This window comes from Clostridium sp. M62/1, from assembly GCF_020736365.1.
GTDB lineage: Bacteria > Bacillota > Clostridia > Lachnospirales > Lachnospiraceae > Otoolea > Otoolea saccharolyticum_A.
Map to the genome: position 1 here is coordinate 3,014,321 of NZ_CP085988.1, position 20,694 is coordinate 3,035,014.

Genomic DNA, 20,694 nt, shown 5'->3' on the forward strand with positions numbered 1-20,694 from the left:
GTCCCTGATGCCTGAACAGTCCAGCAAATCCAAGGTTCTGCGAAAGCCTCCGCTATTTTCCGGCAGGCTTCAGCGGGTAGGTGTGGTGGAGAATCAGCTCCTCCTCCGTACCGTTTTCGCTGTAAAATGCCCTGCAGATACGTTCTGCAATCATCTCCACATTTTCCTCCGTCGTGTCCGACAGCATGACAAGGTACTGACAGCTGCTGTACTGTGCATAGAGATCTCCCATGCGCAGATTATTCTGTATCTCCTGTCCCAGAACTTCCAGCTGGTAATCCCTTTTCTCCAGGGTGGGAAACTCATTGGAGGTGTCTGTGAGCGTAAACAGAATCAAAAAGGCGCCCATATCCTTTCGCGTCATCCGGCGCTCTACAAAGCGGTAGATACTCTTGAAGGTCTCATAGTCCTGACAGTAGGCTCCCGGATGGGGATCCTCCTCACGCATCTCCTTTGCCAGGATTTTCATGTCAATCCGGATCTCGTCTCCCTCTGTATCCGTCACAGTTCCCTTTCCGAATTTTCCCGCGTCCCGGCTCCGCTTCTCCTTCACCATCTGCTGGTCGGCCAGGTCAAACAGCTCCCTGTACCCAAAACCGGGATGGTAGGTTCCTGAGCAGATACTCAGAGAAAGGCACAGAAGCACCCTGCTGTTCACCTCAACCCTGGAAAATCTCTCCCGAATCTGGTTGCAGCGCCGTTCCAGCTCCTCCTTCCCGAGGGTCTGGGGAAAGAAAATAACGAATTCATCCCCTCCGGTTCTCCCTAACAGGCAGAAAGGCGGCATCATCTTTTTAAGGACAGAGGAAATCTCTCTGAGAAGCTGATCTCCGATGATGTGGCCATAGGTGTCATTGACCTTCTTAAACTGATCAATATCCATCACGATCATGCTTCCGGCTCTGTTCTTTTTCAGCTGCTCATCCACCCGCTTTTCAATGGCTCCTCTGTTGTAGAGGCCTGTAAGCCAATCCTCCTCAGCCAGCTTCTGGTAGGCGGCTATGGCCTGTTCCAGCTGCTTTTTTGTCTGCACTTTTCCTGTGCTCGCCCGTTTTTTCATTTTTCCCCCTGTCCGGCCCATAATACAAGCCTTTTTACACATTCGCTCCATACAGTTTCAGCCGTCACTGTGCAAAACCTTATGCGTTTTCCTGCTGCCGGTATCCGGCAGATTCTGTTTTTTTAACAGTAGCACAGCCGGGAAGAAACTTCAAGCCTCCTGTTTTGGAATAATCTGCACCGATTCTTGGCGAACCTTTCTGCGGGGCAGAGAAAACCTCCTGCCAGAATACCGGAAAGGCGGGAGAACATACAAAATCTGCCTCCCGCCTCTGTCTTTCCGTTTTTTCAGAATCTGTCTTTTTTTGCTGTTCACCCTCGTTATTCCAGCACAACTCTCTTAAAATTCTTCTTTCCGCGTTTTACCACGACTCCCTCGCCGGAGAGCTGATCCTTCGTGAATGCAGCCTTAATATCTTTCACCTGAACTCCGTCCACGGAGACGCCTCCCTGCTCCACATTTCTTCTCGCCTCAGAGCGGGACGGTGCCAGACCCGACTTCTGAAGGATGGAGAGGATGTCAATCGAACCGTCCGCAAAATCCTCCTCTTTGAGCTTCGCCGTAGGCATATTGGCAGCATTTCCGCTTGTAAATAAGGCTCTGGAAGCTTCCTGCGCCTTAACTGCCTCCTCTTCCCCGTGAACCAGGGCAGTCAGCTCATAGGCCAGAATCTCCTTTGCCTTGTTTAACTGGCTTCCCTCCCACTGATCCATCTCGTCAATCTGCTCAAGAGGCAGGAAGGTCAGCATGCGCAGGCATTTTAAGACATCTGCATCCGCCACATTTCTCCAGTACTGGTAGAATTCGAACGGAGATGTCTTGTTTGGATCCAGCCACACAGCGCCTGACTGTGTCTTGCCCATCTTCTTTCCCTCAGAGTTCAAAAGCAGGGTGATGGTCATGGCGTGGGCATCCTTTCCAAGCTTCCTTCTGATAAGCTCAGTTCCGCCTAACATATTGCTCCACTGATCATCGCCGCCAAACTGCATATTGCAGCCGTATTTCTGGAACAGCATGTAGAAGTCGTAGCTCTGCATGATCATGTAGTTAAACTCCAGGAAGCTCAGTCCTCTCTCCATCCTCTGCTTGTAGCACTCAGCTGTCAGCATACGGTTTACAGAGAAGTGGGGGCCCACCTCACGGAGAAGCTCCACATAATTGAGCCCTAAAAGCCAGTCCGCATTGTTTACCATCAGGGCTTTTCCGTCAGAGAAGTCGATAAAACGGCTCATCTGCTTTTTGAAGCAGTCGCAGTTGTGCTGGATGATCTCCGGGGTCATCATGGATCTCATGTCTGTTCTTCCGGACGGATCGCCGATATATCCGGTTCCCCCTCCAATCAGGGCAATCGGCTTGTTGCCGGCCATCTGCAGACGCTTCATCAGGCAGAGAGCCATGAAATGCCCTACGTGAAGGCTGTCGGCAGTGGGATCAAAGCCGATATAGAAGGTGGCCTTTCCCTCGTTCACCATGTTTTTGATTTCTTCCTCATTGGTCACCTGGGCAATCAGCCCGCGGGCAACCAGCTCTTCGTAGATTTTCATACTGATTCTCCTTTTTCATTTTTCATATCGTCTGGCTTCGCCCTTCAGGTCTCATGCCGCTTCAGGATGAACCCAGACTGCATTTAAGGCATTTTCTGTTCCGGGACAGAACCGTTGGCCTGAAATTTTTACCGCTTTAAAAGCTCAAACTACAAAAAGCTCCATCCCTCTGAACTTCTTCAAAAGGACGGAGCCTTAAACTTCCGTGGTACCACCTTATTTCGCGGAAACACTCGCATGTCCCGCCTCACCGAGTACAGTCGGCATATTATCAAACCTGCTTTCAGCCTGCCGCTATACTCCCGCCGCTGTAACGTGCGGCGACCCCGCTGCAGCCTACACAGGAAGCCTTCCGGTCCGCTGACAGCGTAAAGCTGAAATCAAAAGCTCTCCCGCTCTCTTCCCTTCGGTGCAGGGCTCTGGGATGTATTCGTCTGCCTCTCCTCCATGCGCCTCTCACCATCCGGCGGCTCTCTGTATGGGGTGCGGGGCGGCTACTTTTTCCCGTCAACGCCTGGTATCTGTTTGTCATTCCTGCCGGTTCAAATCTTGCCTTCAGCTCCTGTCAGCTGAATCTGCCCCCTGCAGGTTATGTGCTATTATAAGGGCTTTTTTCGGGAAAGTCAAGAGCGGACTAAAAAGAACTTCCCCTGTGCATCCCCCTTTATGAGAATCCAATCATCACTGCAATAATTACAGCAAGGGATGAGCATACAAACAGGATAGCCTGGAATTTAATCTGGAACTTTGCCCATTTTCCCCAATCAAGCTTCGCAGCGGCAAGAGCGCCGAGAAGACAGCCTGAGGTCGGAACAATGAAGTTCGTAAATGCGTCTCCCAGCTGGAAGGCAAGGACAGCAACCTGTCTGGAAACGCCCACGATATCTGCCAGCGGCGCCATGATCGGCATAGTCAGAGCAGCCTGTCCTGAACCAGATACAACGAAGAAGTTGAACACAGACTGGAACACGTACATCAGCCATGCGGAGATAACCGGCGGGAAATTCTTCATTCCCTCGCCAATCGTGTGAAGAATCGTATTCAGAACCGTTCCGTCTGTGGGGCTTGTTCCTCCCAGGACGATAATAATTCCCTGAGCCATACCTACGCAGAGAGCCGCTCCCAGAAGATCAGCTGCTCCCTTGTCAAATGCTTTTGCAATATCGTTGAGCCTCATGTCATTTAATTTGAACACAACGCCGATAATACCGGAAACAAATCCCATCACGAAGAACTGGGATGCAATCTCCGGAATATAATATCCCTGGGTTATAACGCCCCAGATTGTCCAGATTATCGTGGCCAGAATGGATAACAGAACCAGCTTGTGTCCCAGCGTAAAGGGAAGCTCCTGCTTGCTGTCCATCCTGAATTCATTTCTGTAGTAAGCGTCTGATTCATATGCCACAGAAAGCTTCGGATTTTTCTTGATTTTAGCCGCATAGCGCATGGTAAACACGATGGTAAGTCCTGTAAACAGAATCCACAGGACAATACGAAGCGGCGCGCCGGACATAACCGGTATTCCCGCGATTCCCTGGGCAACCGCAAGGCTGAAGGGATTCATCCAGGATGAGCCAAAGCCGATCTGGGTTGCTACATAGGAACAGAGAATGCCCACAATTCCGTCATATCCCATGGCCACAAACATAGGCGCCAGGATCATGACAAAGGGAATCGCCTCCTCTCCCATTCCAAAGACTGCGCCTCCCAGGGAAAACAGCGTAATCAGAATCGGTATCAGGAGAATCTCCCGCCCCTTGGTGATGGCAATAACCCTCATAATTCCTGCATCCACTGCTCCGGTCCTCAGCACAATTCCGAATGCGCCGCCCACCACCAGAATAAAGGCGATAATTCCTACAGCAGTCCCGTTTTTGTCTCCTACCGTCATTCCCTCAAACACAAAGTTCAAAATTCCCTGGCCGCCGAAATCCTCGGTTCCCCAGAGCGGAGCTGCCTTAGTTACCTTATTTCCGTTTTCATCCAGCACATACTCAAAGCTGTCAGGATCGAGAACTGTCTTCGTCACTTCCTCCCCATTCTGGATGTACGTAATCTCTTTCTGCTGATACGTCCCCAGCGGGATGAACAGTGTCATAATAGCCGCCACACAGATAACCAGGAAAATGATTATATACGTGTGAGGCATCTGGAATGTTTTCTTCTGTTTCTCCATAATCATACTCTCCTTTTAGTATTCAAAGGTCCCCCTTTTCAGAACCCTTTTTTCGGAAACCATCAGCTCGCCTTTGGCGAGAACTGTGTGGATTTCCAATGTATCCGAATCAGACAGCACCAGATCGGCGTCTGCATTTTCGGCAATTCTGCCCTTGTGGGAAAGTTTCAGAAGGGAGGCAGGATTTGAGGTCACTGTCCTCAGGGCATCCGTAAGAGAAACGCCGTCCGTCAGCACTGCGTCACGCATCTCTCTGTAGATTGATGAAACCTTTCCCACCCCCAGATGCAGGAATTTTCCCTGGCTGTCAAACACAGGCAGGCTTCCCTGGCCATCGGAGGAGAATGTCACATGCTCCGCGGGAACTCCCGCATCCAGCGCCATTTTAAGCCCTGTGCTGGCCTTTACCTCCTCGGGATCCAGGAAATCAGGATCCGAGCTGGTGGTCAGGTCAATGTATCCTCCCATATGTTTCGCATAGTCGATGCCATCCTCCATCAGAGAACGGCTTCTGTTGATATGCGTCGGAAGCATGTTGGACGGCGGAATCTGTGTTTCCTCCAGCACATAGCGCAGAAAGGAGAGCTGCTCCTTGCCGTCGCCCAGATGAATGTTGACAATTCCGGCCTTGCCGGACAGGATTCCCCCCACTCTGGTATCAGCCACGATTTTGGCAAATTCTTCTTTTGTCGGCTGGGAGGAACGGTGATCGGAGACGGCAATCTCCCCTGTTCCCACAACCTTGTCAATCAGAATCAGGTCATCCATCACGCTTCCCATGAGGGTACGGACAGGAACCTGGTAGGAGCCCGTATAAATATACGTGGTAATTCCCTCCTCCTCAAGACCTCTGGCCTTGGCAATCAGGTTTGTCATGGTTCTCGTGGTCCCGTCTGTTCCGAGGCATCCCACAATAGTGGTCACTCCCCCCTCCAGGGCATCTGTGAGCATCAGCTCCGGCGTTCTTGTATGGTAACCGCCCTCTCCGCCGCCCCCCAGGATATGCACATGGGCGTCAATCAGCCCGGGCATCAGAACTTTCCCCGTGCCGTCGATCACTGTGATCCCATAGGCCTCCTCTTCCGGAAGGTTTTCCGCAATCCTTAAAATTTTTCCGCCTCCAATCAGAACGTCCCTGATTCCCATGTCTTCAGGGCCGTACAGATGGGCATTCTTTATCAAAATCATATTGGAGTTCCTTTCCCCTGTATCTGTTTTTATTTTCTTATTTCCTGTTTTCCCCCCTAAAAAATGGTTCCGGCTGCTTCCCGCAGGTCCCCGGCTCCCTCCCCGGCTGCCTTTACAGCAACACGCACAGCCGCTTTCAGCGCTTTCACCATCTCTGCTCTTGGAAGAAACGGCTCTCCCTTCCCGGCCTCCGCCATGGTCTCGTCGTAGGGCACATGGATAAAGCAGCACCTCATATTCCGGTTCTCCTGCTCTGCCAGATAGAGTCCTGTATACATCACTGCATTGCACACAAATGTGCCTGCAGAGTAAGACACGCAGACGGGGATTCCCTCCTTCTCGATCTCCTTTGCGATCCGCTTTACAGGAAGGGTAGAAAAATAGGCATTCTGTCCGTCCCTCCTCACAGGAATGTCAAATGGCTGCTCTCCGTCATTGTCCGGAATCCTGGCCTCCTCCAGATTGATACCTACGCGCTCTATGCTTATCTGTCTTTCTCCCCCGGCTAAACCCACAGAAATCAGGCAGTCAGGACATTCTATGCGCACTGCCTCCTCGAGAGGAGACGTAAATCTTCCAAAGGAAACCGGAAGGCGCAGCTTAATAATCTCTGCCCCCTCTATCCTGTCCGGCAGAGCATTCACCGCCTCCCAGGATGGATTTAATTTGTGAAGGCCAAAGGGTTCAAAACCTGTCATCAGAATCTTCATGGCTTCACTTCCTTTCCCAAATATATACAAACATATAGATTCCTGTGTATTCTAGCACAGAACAGTTGAAAAGTCATTCCCTTTTTGCGAGTTTATGCATATCTGTTTAATAAATATTCCTGAAGTGGGGACAATCTTCCGAAAGACCGCAAGAAACCGGAACAAAGTCCCCGGATCTGCCTGTTTTACGACTTTCTGCGATAGCTGCGTCTTCTCGATTTTTATTCTGCCTTGCCTCTTCCCCCACTGCTTCAGACGATAAACTATTTGACAATTCCCCTGTTCTCTCTTATAATGATATAAGTCTTTGCGGGTGTGGCGGAATTGGCAGACGCGCCAGATTTAGGTTCTGGTACGAGAGTGTGCAGGTTCAAGTCCTGTCACCCGCATTATCATAAGTAAGAATCCTGCCTCGCAGGATTCTCCGCCTGCGGCGGGCCGCAAAAGCGGCATTTTCCTTTCCGCCGCAGTGCGATCCCCGCGAAGCGTTTTCATATAACAGGGGACGAAGTTTCCTGTTATATAAGAAACTCCTGAAAGCCGGCAGCTATTCTGTCAGCTTTCAGGAGTTTCTTATTTTTCCCTATCTCTTATCAGTTATCAGGCTTCCGCCCAGGCATCGGCATTCTCTCCGCTTTCCTGTGCCTGACGCTATCCGATCTCTCTCTGTCTTACAATCTCATACGCCAGCACACCGGCCGCCACGGAGGCATTCAGAGAATCGATATCCCCCTTCATGGGAATGGACGCCACCATATCGCATTTTTCCTTCACGAGCCTGCTCACGCCCTCTCCCTCATTTCCAATCACCAGGCCGATGGGCCCTTTCAGATTCAGGCGGTACATGCTCTCGCCTCCCATGTCGGCGCAGACAAACCAGAGTCCCCGTTCTTTAAGCTCCTCGATGGTGGCAGATAAATTCGTCACCTTGGCCACCGGAGTATAATTGAGCGCCCCTGCGGAGGTTTTGGCCACTGTGGCAGTAAGCCCTGCAGCTCTTCTTTTTGGAATAATCACGCCGTGAGCGCCGGCCAGGTTTGCCGTCCTGATGATCGCTCCCAGATTATGTGGATCTTCAATCCCGTCTAACAGGAACAGAAACGGGGGCTCGCCCTTTTCCTCGGCGGCCCGCAGCATATCCTCCACCTGGGCATATTTGTACGCGGCTGCGTAGGCGAGCACGCCCTGGTGCTTTCCGGTCTCTGAGAGCTGGTCAAGCCTCTCTTTTGACACATAATTGATAATCGTGTCCTGCTTTCTGGCCTCTCTGGTGATACTCTTCACCGGCCCGTCCTGACATCCGTCCAGGACAAAGAGTCTGTCAATGGTTTTTCCAGAGCGGAATGCCTCAAGCACGGCATTGCGCCCTTCAATGGTAAGTTCCTCGTATCTCATTCTCTAAAACGCACTCCTGTTTTTAATCCTTCCCTTTTTGCCTGCAGCAGTCTGCCCCTGCTGCCTGTGCCTGTCATCTTATTCTTCCTCATCCCGGAGCTTTCCCAGCTTCTCAAGACCCATGCCTAAGAGCTCTGCCATCCGCCCGAGGCGTCCGGTCAGATAGAGGTAACCCATCAGGGCCTCAAAGCCTGTGGCCATCCGGTAATCCTTCATGGTGGCATGTTTTGCCATGGTTACAGACTTGGCATTTCTTCCCCTGCGGTAGACAGACAGCTCCTCCGGCGTCAGCGCCTCCTCGATGAGCTTGAGAAACTCTGCCTGAGCGCCTGCCTTGACCAGGGAAGCCGTCTCCCTGTGCATCTTGTTTACCTGCCTGTTTCCCTCGTTTACCACAAGTGTCCGGATCGCAAGCTCATAGACTGCATCGCCCAGGTAGGCCAGCACAAGGGGAGAATAGGAGGCGGCATCCGCCTCCTTAAGCCTCAGCGCCTCCTTTAAACAGTCTAAACCCGTTTCCATTTAACGCCCTCTCTGGTATCCTCCAGCACAATTCCCATGTCAAGCAGCTTTCCGCGAATCTCGTCAGCCAGAGCGAAATTCTTTGCCTTTCTGGCCTGCTGGCGCTCCTCAATCATCGCCTCGATCTCGTCATCCAGTACCTCGGCCTTCTTCTCTGTGATAATTCCCAGCACCTCGCAGAGCCTCTCAATGCTTCCCTTTAACTCCTCAAGGTATGCCCTGCTGCTCTCCTCAGAGATTGTGGAGTTGCTCAGCTTAACCATCTCGAAAATAGCTGAGATAGCGTCGGCTGTGTTGAAATCGTCGTCCATGGCTGCCTCGAACTTCTTCACAAGCTCCGCTGCAGTCTCCAGATTTCTTCTCTCCTCCCCGCTCATCTCCTTTTCCGCCGCTTTCGCCAGCAGATCTCTCAGCCTCTCAACACCGGTCAGGATTCTCTCCAGGCCGTTTCTGGACGCCTCCATCAGCTCGGCGCTGAAATTCAGCGGGCTTCTGTAGTGGGCGCTCAGCATGAAGAAGCGCAGAACCTGTAAGTCGTACTGCTCGGAAATCTCACGCACCGTGCGGAAATTTCCCAGGGACTTTGACATCTTCTTATTATCAATGTTCAGGAATGCATTGTGCATCCAGTATTTTGCGAAAGGTTTTCCATTGGCCGCCTCGCTCTGGGCAATCTCATTCTCGTGGTGTGGGAATACCAGATCCTCACCGCCGGCATGGATATCGATGGAATCCCCCAGATATTTTTTCGACATCACAGAGCACTCAATATGCCAGCCGGGACGTCCCTCGCACCAGGGAGACTCCCAGAACGGCTCTCCGTCCTTTTTCGGCTTCCAGAGAACGAAATCAGTGGGATCCTCCTTATCCTCCTCGCCGGTTACCTTAAGCTCCCTGAAACCAGACTGGAGATCCTCCAGATTCTTGTGTGACAGCTTTCCGTACTCCTTGAAGGACTTCGTGCGGAAATAAACGGTTCCGTCCTTTGCCACATAGGCATGGCCCTTGTCGATCAGCTCCTGTATCATCTCCTCCATGCCGCAGATCTCCTCGGTGGCCTTCGGGTGAACCGTAGCCGGCTTGACATTCATCATCTCCATATCCTTTTTGCACTCGGCAATGTAGCGCTCGGAAATGGTCTGGGCGTCCACGCCCTCCTCGATGGCTTTCCTGATGATCTTGTCATCCACGTCGGTAAAGTTGGATACATAATTTACATCGTAGCCCTTGTATTCAAAATAGCGCCTGACTGTGTCAAATACAATCATCGGCCTTGCATTTCCAATGTGGATAAAGTTGTATACGGTGGGACCGCACACATACATCTTTACCTTTCCTTCCTCTAACGGGACAAACTCCTCCTTCTGTCTGGACAGAGTATTAAAAATTTTCATGGCTTTTCTCCTTACTATTTAATCATGACGTGCCAATGTCTGCAGGTCAGGGGCTTCTGCCTTCCCTGTACTTTTCCTGGACTCCCGCCCCTTTTCCCGCAGCCCTCTTTTACTGAACGCAGCCCCTGCCGGGGCAGCAGCCGCCGCACCCGGGCGACGCCATCATTTCTTTATCATAGCAGTAATTTTCCACTTCCGTCAACAGGGTAATGGCCTGAGCCGAGATCCCCTCTCCGGTTCCTGTAAATCCCAGGCCCTCCTCCGTGGTAGCCTTCACACTCACCTGCCCAGGGCTGATTCCCAGGGCCTCTGCTATATTCTCGGCCATCTTCGGCCTGTATGAGAGCAGCTTAGGCCTCTGGGCAATCACAGTGGCGTCAATGTTTTCTATAATATAGCTGTGCTCTGACAGCAGCCTGCCCACATGCCTCAGAAGCTCTATACTGGATATACCTGCATAAGCCGGATCCGTATCCGGAAAATGCTGGCCGATATCTCCGAGAGCCGCCGCACCTAAAAGCGCGTCCATCACCGCATGAACCAGCACATCTGCGTCTGAATGGCCCAAAAGGCCTTTCTCATAAGGAATCTTCACTCCTCCCAGAATCAAGTCTCTGCCCTCCACTAATCTGTGGACATCATAGCCCTGTCCGATCCTCATATTCATTTCCTCCAAGCTCTATCTGTCTGTGTCCGTCTTTTCGTTTATTTTAAATCTCTGTACAGCTTACACGATCATCCTGATTTTTCTCTCGATGCACCGGATTTCCAGATCATTCTGATACTGACAGCTCTCTCCGTCGGTGTGAACTGCCATGGGCTGCTCTGTGTGAATCAGCGCTTCCCTGCACTCGTAGGTGCGCACGCCCTTTTTCTTCCGAAAAATGGGCAGGCGGGTCCTCAGAAACAGCAAAAGCAGGCTGAACTTACCCGCCTGGCTGACTGCACACAGCGTCAGCTTTCCGTCCCCCGGCTCTGTCCTGGGCGCAAAATAAAAGCCGCCGCCCTCCGATGGATGAATTTGAGCAGAGATAAAATAGATATGGTTAAATTCCACTTTTCTCGTCCCATCGAGAAGCAGGTAGCCCTTTGACGGCCTTGCCTTTAATAACTGCCACAGCCCAGCTGTCAGATAACCTCTGTGGGGTAAGGGAAAATGCCTTCTCAAAAAACCTGATTTTTCATATAAAAGGCTGTGGCATACAGCCGCATCCAGGCCAATTCCCGCGCTCACCATGAAGCGTCTGTGCCGAAGCGTCTCCTCTCCGTAAGTCACAAGCCCATAATCCAGATATCTGTAATTTCTCGGATGCAGAATCCTCCTGAGGCTTCTCGCAGGGCTTTTCGGAAGCCTCAGGCTTCTGGCCAGGTCATTGCCCCGCCCCGCCGGAATATAGCCAAAGGTCAGCGCGCCTGCGAAATTAATCCCGTCCAGTACCTCTCCAAACGTCCCGTCGCCTCCGACAACCACGATCGTCAGCTCTTCCTTCCTGCCTCTCGTCAGGTCGTCAGCGATTTCCGACGCCTGACCGGGACGCTCTGTCAGAAACGCTCTGTACTCAGTCCCTTCACGCTTTAGCTGCTGTTCTATTTTTTTCCATATCTTCAAACCATACCCATGCCTGGATTGGGGATTTACGATAAAATAATACATGACAGCCTCCGTTTATCTCCTTGGTAGAAAGGCCTGTAAAGCTCTTTCTGATTATTATAGCATACTTCCCGGAAAATACTAAGAAAATTTCTATTAAAAAATCTAAAATAAAGTATTGACAATCCCTGGAAAGTATATTATACTGTCTAAGCAGTCGCGAGTGAGCGGCAAAGCGATGGGGTCTTAGCTCAGCTGGGAGAGCATCTGCCTTACAAGCAGAGGGTCATAGGTTCGAGCCCTATAGGCCCCATTGAAATTCTATAAATATGGCGGAATAGCTCAGTTGGCTAGAGCATACGGTTCATACCCGTAGTGTCGAGAGTTCGAATCTCCCTTCCGCTACTCTGTATTTAAGACTTCTGGTTACTCAGAAGTCTTTTTCATTTTTCAATATCTTTTTTCATTCCCTTTTTCTTCTGTCTTTTCCTTTCCTTCTGCCTTCCCTTTTCCTGTCCCTCTGCTCCTGCTCTCCTATGCCCGGTTCCGGCCTTTCTCTGTCTCTGAACCGATTTTCATACTCTCCGCATAGGATACCTGCCGCATATGATAATCGCCGTATATGCTCCTCTCCGCATCTGGCAAACTGGATGTTTCTCCCTGAATCGTCATGATTTTCCTGAATATAAAAATTTTATTGCCAAAATATGCAATTTTCTGTTGACAGACGCCAAAAAACGTGGTATCTTATTAGAGCGTTAAGCAAACACGGCGGAATAGCTCAGTTGGCTAGAGCATACGGTTCATACCCGTAGTGTCGAGAGTTCGAATCTCCCTTCCGCTACTTCTATTTGAGGCTTCTGGTTTTCAGAAGCCTTTTACTTTTTCTGCTCCGATTTTCTCCTGCTGCCGGGGCAGGATCTCCTCCCACGAATGGCTTTCAGCCGAAATTCCGGAACGTATTCTGGTATTTATTTTCTCAATTCCGAATAACTTCTAAAGAATCTTCAGGAATTCCAAAGCCCAACTTACGTTTTTATTAACCTTTTCAAAATCCCCTTGAAGCCCCTGGCGGAATGTGCTATAATCTCCAAAAGTTGTTACAAAATTGTTAATACGGCTGGAAGCCTGCAGAGAGATATCTGGCAGCTTCCGCTTTATTTCTCATTTTCTGCGTAGATGGAGCGTATAAAATGAATACATTAAAAAATTTGATCAAAAAGTATGGTCACGCATGGATACTGCTTTATTTCGCCATTTATCTTCCATGGTTTATCTATTTGGAAAAGCATGTGACGACCCGATATCACGTGATGCACAGCTCACTGGATGACCTGATACCCTTCAATGAATATTTTGTCATCCCCTACTTCTTCTGGTTCGCCTACATTGCCCTGGCAGTGGTGTGGTTTTTCTTTACCAACCGGGAGGACTATTACAGACTCTGCATCTTCCTCTTTACCGGAATGACTTTAAGCCTTCTGGTCTGTACTCTGTTTCCCAACGGAACCGATTTCAGGCCGGCTGTTGATCCCGACAAAAATATTTTTACAAGGCTTGTTTCCTATTTATATGCGGCGGACACCTGCACCAACGTGTTTCCCAGCATCCACGTTTACAATTCCCTGGCCGTACATATCGGCATTGTCAGAAGCGAACAGTTTAAAAACTGCCGCCTTATGCACTGGATATCGGGAATTATTATGGTTTCCATCTGTATGTCCACAGTATTCTTAAAACAGCATTCCGTCATCGATGTGGCGGGAGCCATGCTGCTGTGTGCTGCCGTGTATCCTCTTGTCTATGCACCGGGGGCTTCACGGGCCGGCGAAAAGGATCAGGAGAGCGTACTGATCCGGTAGCCGGATAGACGTTCCGAAAGAACATCTTAATCTTTTATGCAGAAAGCCGCCGCTTCCCTGCCGGAAGCGGCGGCTTTCTGACTTTCTCTCACATCTGTCCTATTTCCATGCGCAGCACAGGCTAATTAAATCCATAAAATTTCTGGCTGATCTTATAGCAGGCGATGGAAACTTTTCTGCCGCCCTTTCCCGGAAGGTTGACGCCCTGGCCCAAAAATCCCCATCTCAGCCGAAGGAAAAGAGCGAAATTCTGTTTTTTCAGATACTGCCACAGTTCCTTTTTCTTCGCCAGATTTTCTTCTGTTTCCGAGCGGATAGCCAGAATGGATGACACGGTCATCATAATTTCCAGATAGCGGATCATATATCGGCGCAGCTTTTTATTGGAAATTTTCATCACATCGTAGTAGCCCAGCATCAGCTTTGTGACACGGATCTGCTGGTCAATGCGCCCGATCATCACCGCTTCATTGACCGACTGATCCTCTCTCCCTATATAGTAGCGGTAAAAGTTCACATCCAGGTAATACATGGACTTCACATGCGGCAGCGGCTGATACACAAAGATGTTGTCCACATAGAAGGTATGCTTTGGCAGCTCCAGGCCGCATTCCCGAAGGAGCTCTGTCCTGTATACTACAGAGTGCATCAGAATATACTGTCCCAGCATAAACATGCGCACTCCTCTCCAGTCGATCAGCTCGCCTTTTGGGATGGCCGTCCTGTAATTCATGACCTTTTTGCGCTTTGCTCCCTGCTTTTCATAGACAAAGTTGGTGAGGAGCATATCCAGCCTCTGGTTTTCGTGAGCAAAGCGGCGAAGAGTATCCAGCACTTCTCTGTAGGCCTCCCCGTTCACCCAGTCATCGCTGTCCACCACCTTGAAAAAAATGCCTGCAGCATTGCGAAGCCCGGCATTTACCGCCTCTCCATGACCGCCATTTTCCTGATGGATGGCCCGGCAGATGCCTGGATACTCCCGCTCATACCGGTCGGCAATCTCCGCCGTGTTGTCCTTCTCAGAGCCGTCATCTACTATGAGAATCTCCACTTCGTCCCCGCCGGGAAGCAGGGACCTGATGCATCTGTCCATATAGGCGGCAGAATTATAGCACGGTATCGCAATCGTCAGAAGTTTCAAAGGTTTATCCTCCTTTTTTATGCATTCTCCATTTCACGGGCTACTGAATCCTCGCAGTCCCGCATAGCCAGAATCGTGCGCTCAAACAGTATATCCAAATCCCAGCCAAGCTGTTCCGCTCCCTCCCGTATAATATCCCTGGAACAGCCTGCGGCAAATCGTTTATCCTTAAATTTCTTCTTCAGGCTGGAAGTTTCCATGTCCTTGGCACTTTTGGAAGGTCTCATCTTTGCCGCCGCCCAGATAAGGCCTGTCAGCTCATCAGCAGCAAAGAGCACTTTCTCCATCTCATGCTCCGGCTTAGTATCCACCCGGTGCCCATATCCGTGGGAGACTACCCCGTGGATCAGCTCCTCTGATGCTCCGGCCTCCCTCAAAAGCTCCGGCGCCTTGATGCAGTGCTCCTCTGGATACTCCTCAAAGTCAATATCATGGAGAAGGCCCACAAGCCCCCAGAATTCCTCGTCTGCACCGTAGCCAAGCTCTCTGGCGTACCAGCGCATCACTCCCTCAACTGTCAGTCCGTGCAGAACATGAAACGGCTCTTTGTTATGTTTTTTCAAAAATTCCAGCGCCTGCTCCCTGCTTAATCCTGCGTCCATTTTCATCTTCCTCCCTGTCCTTCGCCCGTTTTCCGGCCTTCATTCGGCGGCCGGTTTTTCCGTATGCGGCCGCCCTGCATACAGCTATCTTTAGTTATATCAAAATATTCCCTTAAAATAAAGCTGTTTTGCATATTTTAAATCAAAAGAAAGAAATTCGTAACAGTTTGCAGCCAGGATCAGAAAGAAAAAATCTGTCTGACGCATTGTCTCAGACAGTAGAGATAGCTGATGCGCTCCACATTGTCCCTGGTACAGATGGGATAGCTTTTTAAAAGCTCCCCTTCTATATAGTAATCCGCGCTTCCAACCGGAGTCCCGGCCGCCACAGGCGCCTCAAGCTCTGAAGGGTACCGGTAGCGGATGTCAGCCTCCTCCCCCTCGCGCATCAGCACCCGGAGCGTCTGCTCCTCCTTCGGCACTGCTAGAACCAGACCTGTCTTTTCTGCAACGCCGTCTTTTACAGCCGCGTCCGGAAACGTTTTCCCTGACTCAAAGACTTCTCTCCATCCGTACTCCCTGAGCGCGTAGGAAGAGAGCGTTTTCATATCCGACCACTTGTAAGTTTTGTGGGGCGGCCATCCGCAGCCCAGAAGGGAAACCACAAAAGTTCTGCCTTCGTCCTGCACGGCTCCCACATAGCAGTAGCCCGCCGCCCCTGTAAAGCCTGTTTTTCCCGTCAGGGCCTCCGGCATCATGGTCAGAAAGGCATTGTGGTTTGCGCAGTAGAAAGAGCGCTTTCCCTCCCTGTCCGCAAAGGAGTGAGATGCCGTTCTAGTCAGCTCAATAAATTCTTCCCGCTTCGGGGACTGAGTGATGCAGTAACTCATGATGCGGGCCAGGTCCTCCGCTGTAGTTGAGTGAGGCGTCTGCTGGGGGCCGTCTGCCCCGTCCAGCCCGTTTGGAGTGACAAACCAGGTGTCAGTACACCCGATGTCCCTGGCCTTCTGGTTCATAAGGACGGCAAACTCCTCCACTGAGCCGGCGATATGCTCTGCCACCGCAACTGCCGTGTCATTGTGCGATTCCAGCATCAGGGAGTACAGCAGATCCTTCAGATAATACTGCTCCCCCTCGCGAATATTCAGCTGCACATCGGGCATGGAAGCTGCATAGGAGGAGACAGTCACCAGATCCTCCGGGCTCCCCTCCTCCAGGGCCAGTATACAGGTCATAATCTTCGTTGTGCTGGCCATGGGCCGCTTCGTTTTTCCATCCTTCTCATACAAAATACGCCCCGTACCGGCGTCCATCAGGACAGCCGACTGGGCGTACAGCTTAAAATCCTCTTCGGGCTTAGCCTGGGCAGGCAAAGTCTCGTCCAATATTCCTGAAAGGCTCTGGCTGGCTGGTTCCGCAGAAAATGACGCCCTCTCTGAGGACACTGTCTCCGGGGAAGCCAGAGCAGAGCCGCCGGCCGTCTCTGACTTTCCGTCCTGGCCTGCCGGAAGCAATGTTACCGAAACAGCCAGGAAAATCCCGCCAAGCATACCGAGGAAACCCTGTTCTGCCTTCCGGCCGAAGGCTTTCACCCTGATTTTTCCTTGCCTTCCTCCTGCATTACTTTCCTTTTCTTTCCGTCCTTTGAGCACTTTCCTCTGCTCTTCCCTATTTTTTTTCTCTGGTTTTGTTCCGCCCTTCCTCAGGCGCCCCCTTTCCCCTTCTCTGCGTCTCACCTGGGCTGCCCCCTGCTTCCATTTTACCAAACTATATGCTGTCTGGTGTTTCAATATTCTGACGGGCCGGGGGAAGAAACCGGCTTCCCCGGCCTTTCAATTTCAGCTGCGCTCTTATCCTGAGCAGGAGTGCCAGGCAGCCTAAAATCTTCCGGGAAAGAGCATGACCGGAAGCTCTGCAAAGAGCTGGGGGGCTGCCGCCAGGAGGAGAAGAACCAGCACAGAAGACAGAAAATACGGAAGTGTTCCCCTGAAGCCCTCCTCCATGGACAGGCCTCCGATTCCCGACGCTATCAGAAGACAGGGGCCATAGGGGGGAGTCACAAGGCCCAGGGACAGCGTGATGACAACCGCAAGCCCCAGAGCCAAAACCGGTATTCCCAGAGCAGCGGATGCAGGCTGCAGAATGGGAACCAGCAGGATCATGGCAGGGGAGGCATCCACAAACATTCCCACTATCAGCAGCAGAATTTCCACTGCCAGAAGGAAGAAGAACGCTCCTCCCTCCATCCCTGAAAACACTTCCAGCACCTGCCCGTCCAGATTGTAGTATGCCACCAGCTTTCCGAGGGAGCCGGCGGTGGCGAAGGCGAACAGAGGAAGCGCCGCTGCCTTCATGGTATCTACAAAAATTCCCGGCAGCCTTGAAGGCTTTATCTCCCCGTAAAAGAAAATCCCTGTCACCAGGCTGTAAAGACAGGCAAACATAGCGGCCTCCGTAACCGTAAACCAGCCTGAAACAATTCCTCCTATCAGGATGACGGGAGTTAAAAGAGCCGGAAGCGATTCCATAACCAGATGCTTTACCGTCTCCCCCTCCGCCCTCTCACCGGAGGGAAACTGTTTTTTTCTGTTCAGAATCCATACAGCAGCCATCATAAAAAGGCCCAGCAGGATTCCCGGCAGCAGGCCGCAGAGAAAGAGCTCTGCTGTGTCCACATGCACCAGTGTGGAAAAGACCACCATCGATACACTGGGCGGAATCACAGAGCCGATTGTCGAGGAGGCGGCTGTGACGCCCACCGCCGTTTTTCTGTCGTATCCCTGACGTATCATGGAGGGAATCATGTTCTTTCCCACGCTGACTGTGTCCTCCTGGGAGGAGCCCGTCACTCCGGCAAAGATCATGGAGACCAGAATATTTACATAGGCGAGTCCTCCCCTCCTGTGACCCAGAAGGGCTGTTCCCACATCAATCAGACGATCTGTCGCCTTCCCCTCATTCATCAGGTTGGCAGCCAGAATAAAGAGCGGCACGGCTAACAGCAGAGGATCGCAGAGGCTTTCAATCATACCCGCAAAAATCTCTGCACCTGGAATATCGGTCAGCAAAATGGCTCCTGCAATGGACACCGCGCCCACAGCGAAGGATACCGGAACGCCTAAAACCAGAAGGATGACCAGGCTTATCCCTATTATCAGCATTTTTCTCCTTCCTCCTTTACCGGTTCTTCTGAATCTGCATCCCTTTTTTCTGCCCAATCCTCCCACAGATGAAACAGCAGATACAGGACAGATGTCATTCCGCAAAACGGCAGGCAGAGCCATAAAAAGCCGCGGCTCAGCCCGTACGTCTCCCCGCCTGCCAGAAGTCTTCCCGCAAGACGGCAGCCGTAATAGACAGCCATCAGGGAAAACGCCAGCTTTACCAGACTGTCAAACAGCACAATCAGCTGCTTGGCTCTTCTGTTTTTAATCCCCTCTGCCAGAGCTTCAAATGCAAAATGGCGTTTTTCATACACCAGAGCTCCGGATTCAAGAAAGATCCCCCACACAAATACATACATGGCCATCTCACCCGCCCAGGCCGGTTCATGTTCTCCAATATACTTTGTCCCAAGCCTGAGGGCGAGAAGCGCGAGGGCTGCCGCCAGGCAGATTCCCCCGGCCGCTGCCTGGAAATCTGCTATTTTCTTCACCCTCTGTTTAAGCCGCTGTTTCGCATCCCTTTCCATACCCTTCTTCCCTCTCCATTCTCTGTCGCTTTTTCTTTATGATCCGTTTCTTTTTTCGATTATCCCATGGAAGCTTTGGCTTGTCAATTCCCGTTTGTCCATGGTACAATCATTCCCATGAAGCAGACATTTACCTACCATATTACAAGACAGGACGCCGGAAAAAGCGTGGAGCATTATCTGCGCTGCCGCGGCTTCTCCCGCCGCCTCCTTATCCGTCTCAGAAAAACAGAAAACGGGCTGTGCCTGGGAGCGGACGGCGAGCTTCCTGTCTATACCACGAAACTTCTGGCCGAGGGAGATCTGCTGACGGTCCGCCTGCCTGATGACGCCCCCTCTGAACACATCGTACCCGTCCGCCAGAACTTTGACATTATCTATGAGGACAGGGATCTGATGGTCATCGACAAGCCTGCCGGAATGCCGGTCCATCCTTCCCAGGGAAACTTTTACAACACGCTGGCAAACGGGATTGCCTGGTACTTCAGCGAGAGAGGAGAACCGTTTACCTTCCGGGCTGTCAACCGGCTGGACCGGGACACAACCGGGCTTCTGATCATCGCCAAACATGGACTGTGCGCCGCTCTCCTATCCGAAATGGTCGCCAGAAAAGAGGTCAGACGGCAGTATCTGGCCATCGCTTCGGGAAAAACTGACGAAGAGGGAACCATCTGCGCTCCCATCGCCAGAGCCGACGGCTCCACGATAGAAAGATGCGTTGACGAAACGAGAGGAGAATACGCCTGCACCCATTACAGAAGACTGGTCTACTCTTCAGAAAATGACTGCTCCCTTCTCCTTCTGACTCTGGATACCGGCCGCACTCACCAGATTCGGGTGCATATGAAGCACATCGGGCATCCCCTCCTTGGTGATTTCCTCTACAATCCCGACTACCGCCTGTTCAGGCGCCAGTCACTCCACTCCTTCCTCCTGTCCTTTACCCACCCTCTGACAGGAGAAAGCCTGAATTTTTCTGCTCCCCTTCCGCCGGATTTTTGCTCTGCCCTGGGCGGCAAAGTTTCCATCTGCGAAAACCTGGCAGCGTTTCCTGCAGAATAAAAATGAGAGCCACGGGCCCGCCCACTCCGGCATGTCCATGGCTCTCTTATTTTTCTTCTTTCGCGTCCTGTCTATTCTATGGTTATTTTATGGCCTCTTCATATTCCTTCTGACAAGTTCGGCGTATTTCCTTCTGAGGGCATCTTTCTTGTGCTTCAGCTGTCCGCAAAGCTCTCCTCCGATTGACAGGTTTGCGCCAAAAGGATCTACGACAAAGCCCATCATCTCCGGATTCCAGCCCACGACAGAACAGAGATCGTCGAAGGTCAGAACTGCTGTCTCTCCCTTGTATTCCTTATTCCAGCGCAGAAGCTGATCCGGGGAGGTGAAAGCCGGAAAATACTTCTGTCCCTTGGCATTGGAGAAAGCAGTAAAGCGCATCTTTCTTCCCTGACCGGAACCGACTCTTCTGGATTCATCCTCTGTCAGCTCTGCAGTAACTGCCGGAACCAGGAACTTTCCTGTCATGACAACTTCCTCCATCACCGCGTTCAGATTTTCACGGGAAGGATTCTTTTCCCACTTCTCAAGAGCCTCAATGAGCTTCTCATTCACGCGCTTTTTCTCCGGCTCCTTCTTTGCCGCCTTCTTGGCCGTGCTCTTCTCAGCCGGTTTTTCCGCTGTCTTCTTAGCTGTGGTTTTCTTTTCAGCCGTCTTTCTTGTGGCTGTCTTTTTCTCGGCCGTCTTCTTTTCAGAAGTCTTTTTTGCCGCTGTCTTTTTCGCAGCTGTCTTCTCCGCAGCCTCTGTGTTCTCTGCGCCGCCGTTTGTCTTATTTATATCGCTCAAACTATTTCCTCCTTAACTGGTAAAGCT

Annotated in this window: 18 protein-coding genes and 4 tRNA genes; 6 read left to right on the plus strand and 16 right to left on the minus strand. The window is 51.4% G+C overall.

Annotated elements, in window-relative coordinates:
* Positions 1-52 precede the first annotated feature (52 nt).
* The 5 genes from LK436_RS14020 to pcp form a co-directional block, all read right to left on the minus strand.
* A complete protein-coding gene (locus LK436_RS14020) occupies positions 53-1,060 on the minus strand; it encodes a GGDEF domain-containing protein (protein ID WP_227910081.1) in 1,008 nt (335 codons plus the stop codon).
* 320 nt (positions 1,061-1,380) lie between these two features.
* A complete protein-coding gene (tyrS, locus tag LK436_RS14025) occupies positions 1,381-2,604 on the minus strand; it encodes a tyrosine--tRNA ligase (protein ID WP_008394923.1) in 1,224 nt (407 codons plus the stop codon).
* A gap of 664 nt (positions 2,605-3,268) precedes the next feature.
* Entirely contained in the window at positions 3,269-4,783 is a 1,515-nt protein-coding gene (gene yfcC, locus LK436_RS14030; RefSeq protein WP_015573682.1) for a putative basic amino acid antiporter YfcC, read from the minus strand.
* Between the two features lie 15 nt (positions 4,784-4,798).
* Entirely contained in the window at positions 4,799-5,971 is a 1,173-nt protein-coding gene (gene iadA / locus LK436_RS14035; RefSeq protein WP_008394921.1) for a beta-aspartyl-peptidase, read from the minus strand.
* Between the two features lie 56 nt (positions 5,972-6,027).
* Positions 6,028-6,681 carry a pyroglutamyl-peptidase I gene (pcp, locus tag LK436_RS14040; protein ID WP_008394920.1) on the minus strand — a complete coding sequence of 218 codons (654 nt, stop codon included), beginning with the start codon at positions 6,679-6,681 and terminating at the stop codon, positions 6,028-6,030.
* A gap of 309 nt (positions 6,682-6,990) precedes the next feature.
* Here pcp and LK436_RS14045 point away from each other — a divergent pair.
* A tRNA-Leu gene (locus LK436_RS14045) sits at positions 6,991-7,070 on the plus strand.
* A 262-nt stretch (positions 7,071-7,332) separates the two neighbouring features.
* On the opposite strand, the gene rlmB is transcribed toward LK436_RS14045, so the two are convergent.
* From rlmB to LK436_RS14070, 5 genes are all read right to left on the minus strand, one after another.
* Positions 7,333-8,076: a 23S rRNA (guanosine(2251)-2'-O)-methyltransferase RlmB gene (rlmB, locus tag LK436_RS14050; RefSeq protein WP_008394918.1), complete on the minus strand. Its 744-nt coding sequence runs from the start codon at positions 8,074-8,076 to the stop codon at positions 7,333-7,335.
* A gap of 78 nt (positions 8,077-8,154) precedes the next feature.
* Positions 8,155-8,598 carry a Mini-ribonuclease 3 gene (locus LK436_RS14055; RefSeq protein ID WP_008394917.1) on the minus strand — a complete coding sequence of 148 codons (444 nt, stop codon included), beginning with the start codon at positions 8,596-8,598 and terminating at the stop codon, positions 8,155-8,157.
* Positions 8,583-9,992, minus strand: a complete 1,410-nt coding sequence (cysS, locus tag LK436_RS14060; RefSeq protein ID WP_008394916.1) for a cysteine--tRNA ligase — start codon at positions 9,990-9,992, stop codon at positions 8,583-8,585. Before cysS ends, LK436_RS14055 begins: the two co-directional genes overlap by 16 nt.
* 109 nt (positions 9,993-10,101) lie before the next feature.
* Entirely contained in the window at positions 10,102-10,653 is a 552-nt protein-coding gene (gene ispF, locus LK436_RS14065; protein WP_015573678.1) for a 2-C-methyl-D-erythritol 2,4-cyclodiphosphate synthase, read from the minus strand.
* Positions 10,654-10,719: 66 nt separating this feature from the next.
* Entirely contained in the window at positions 10,720-11,646 is a 927-nt protein-coding gene (locus LK436_RS14070; protein WP_008394914.1) for a diacylglycerol/lipid kinase family protein, read from the minus strand.
* 177 nt (positions 11,647-11,823) lie between these two features.
* On the opposite strand from LK436_RS14070, the gene LK436_RS14075 reads away from it, so the two are divergent.
* The 4 genes from LK436_RS14075 (at position 11,824) to LK436_RS14090 (ending at position 13,445) form a co-directional block, all read left to right on the plus strand.
* Positions 11,824-11,896 (plus strand) — tRNA-Val (locus LK436_RS14075).
* 18 nt (positions 11,897-11,914) lie between these two features.
* Positions 11,915-11,988 (plus strand) — tRNA-Met (locus LK436_RS14080).
* A gap of 365 nt (positions 11,989-12,353) precedes the next feature.
* Positions 12,354-12,427 (plus strand) — tRNA-Met (locus LK436_RS14085).
* A 349-nt stretch (positions 12,428-12,776) separates the two neighbouring features.
* Entirely contained in the window at positions 12,777-13,445 is a 669-nt protein-coding gene (locus tag LK436_RS14090; RefSeq protein ID WP_008394912.1) for a phosphatase PAP2 family protein, read from the plus strand.
* A gap of 121 nt (positions 13,446-13,566) precedes the next feature.
* Here the strand turns inward: LK436_RS14090 and LK436_RS14095 are convergent, their stop codons facing one another.
* The 5 genes from LK436_RS14095 to LK436_RS14115 all read right to left on the minus strand — a co-directional run bounded on the left by LK436_RS14095 (position 13,567) and on the right by LK436_RS14115 (position 18,819).
* Entirely contained in the window at positions 13,567-14,586 is a 1,020-nt protein-coding gene (locus tag LK436_RS14095; protein ID WP_044930314.1) for a glycosyltransferase family 2 protein, read from the minus strand.
* A 17-nt stretch (positions 14,587-14,603) separates the two neighbouring features.
* Positions 14,604-15,188 carry a domain HDIG gene (locus tag LK436_RS14100; protein ID WP_015573677.1) on the minus strand — a complete coding sequence of 195 codons (585 nt, stop codon included), beginning with the start codon at positions 15,186-15,188 and terminating at the stop codon, positions 14,604-14,606.
* Between the two features lie 179 nt (positions 15,189-15,367).
* Complete coding sequence (locus LK436_RS14105) at positions 15,368-16,864, minus strand: D-alanyl-D-alanine carboxypeptidase family protein (RefSeq protein WP_227910082.1); 1,497 nt, start codon at positions 16,862-16,864, stop codon at positions 15,368-15,370.
* 141 nt (positions 16,865-17,005) lie between these two features.
* Positions 17,006-18,289: a TRAP transporter large permease gene (locus tag LK436_RS14110; protein ID WP_008394908.1), complete on the minus strand. Its 1,284-nt coding sequence runs from the start codon at positions 18,287-18,289 to the stop codon at positions 17,006-17,008.
* Entirely contained in the window at positions 18,283-18,819 is a 537-nt protein-coding gene (locus LK436_RS14115) for a TRAP transporter small permease (RefSeq protein WP_008394907.1), read from the minus strand. Before LK436_RS14115 ends, LK436_RS14110 begins: the two co-directional genes overlap by 7 nt.
* Positions 18,820-18,936: 117 nt before the next feature.
* Here LK436_RS14115 and LK436_RS14120 point away from each other — a divergent pair, with 117 nt between their 5' ends.
* On the plus strand, positions 18,937-19,881 hold the full coding sequence (locus LK436_RS14120; RefSeq protein ID WP_044930311.1) for an RluA family pseudouridine synthase: 945 nt from the start codon (positions 18,937-18,939) through the stop codon (positions 19,879-19,881).
* An 87-nt stretch (positions 19,882-19,968) separates the two neighbouring features.
* Here the strand turns inward: LK436_RS14120 and LK436_RS14125 are convergent, their stop codons facing one another.
* Complete coding sequence (locus LK436_RS14125; protein ID WP_008394905.1) at positions 19,969-20,667, minus strand: SseB family protein; 699 nt, start codon at positions 20,665-20,667, stop codon at positions 19,969-19,971.
* Between the last annotated feature and the right edge of the window lie 27 nt (positions 20,668-20,694).

Coding starts and splice junctions, on each gene's coding strand:
- LK436_RS14020 (WP_227910081.1), bottom strand. CDS start 1,060: ATGAAAAAACGGGCGAGCACAGGAAAAGTGCAGACAAAAAAGCAGCTG.
- tyrS (WP_008394923.1), bottom strand. CDS start 2,604: ATGAAAATCTACGAAGAGCTGGTTGCCCGCGGGCTGATTGCCCAGGTG.
- yfcC (WP_015573682.1), bottom strand. CDS start 4,783: ATGGAGAAACAGAAGAAAACATTCCAGATGCCTCACACGTATATAATC.
- iadA (WP_008394921.1), bottom strand. CDS start 5,971: ATGATTTTGATAAAGAATGCCCATCTGTACGGCCCTGAAGACATGGGA.
- pcp (WP_008394920.1), bottom strand. CDS start 6,681: ATGAAGATTCTGATGACAGGTTTTGAACCCTTTGGCCTTCACAAATTA.
- rlmB (WP_008394918.1), bottom strand. CDS start 8,076: ATGAGATACGAGGAACTTACCATTGAAGGGCGCAATGCCGTGCTTGAG.
- LK436_RS14055 (WP_008394917.1), bottom strand. CDS start 8,598: ATGGAAACGGGTTTAGACTGTTTAAAGGAGGCGCTGAGGCTTAAGGAG.
- cysS (WP_008394916.1), bottom strand. CDS start 9,992: ATGAAAATTTTTAATACTCTGTCCAGACAGAAGGAGGAGTTTGTCCCG.
- ispF (WP_015573678.1), bottom strand. CDS start 10,653: ATGAGGATCGGACAGGGCTATGATGTCCACAGATTAGTGGAGGGCAGA.
- LK436_RS14070 (WP_008394914.1), bottom strand. CDS start 11,646: ATGTATTATTTTATCGTAAATCCCCAATCCAGGCATGGGTATGGTTTG.
- LK436_RS14090 (WP_008394912.1), top strand. CDS start 12,777: ATGAATACATTAAAAAATTTGATCAAAAAGTATGGTCACGCATGGATA.
- LK436_RS14100 (WP_015573677.1), bottom strand. CDS start 15,188: ATGGACGCAGGATTAAGCAGGGAGCAGGCGCTGGAATTTTTGAAAAAA.
- LK436_RS14110 (WP_008394908.1), bottom strand. CDS start 18,289: ATGCTGATAATAGGGATAAGCCTGGTCATCCTTCTGGTTTTAGGCGTT.
- LK436_RS14115 (WP_008394907.1), bottom strand. CDS start 18,819: ATGGAAAGGGATGCGAAACAGCGGCTTAAACAGAGGGTGAAGAAAATA.
- LK436_RS14120 (WP_044930311.1), top strand. CDS start 18,937: ATGAAGCAGACATTTACCTACCATATTACAAGACAGGACGCCGGAAAA.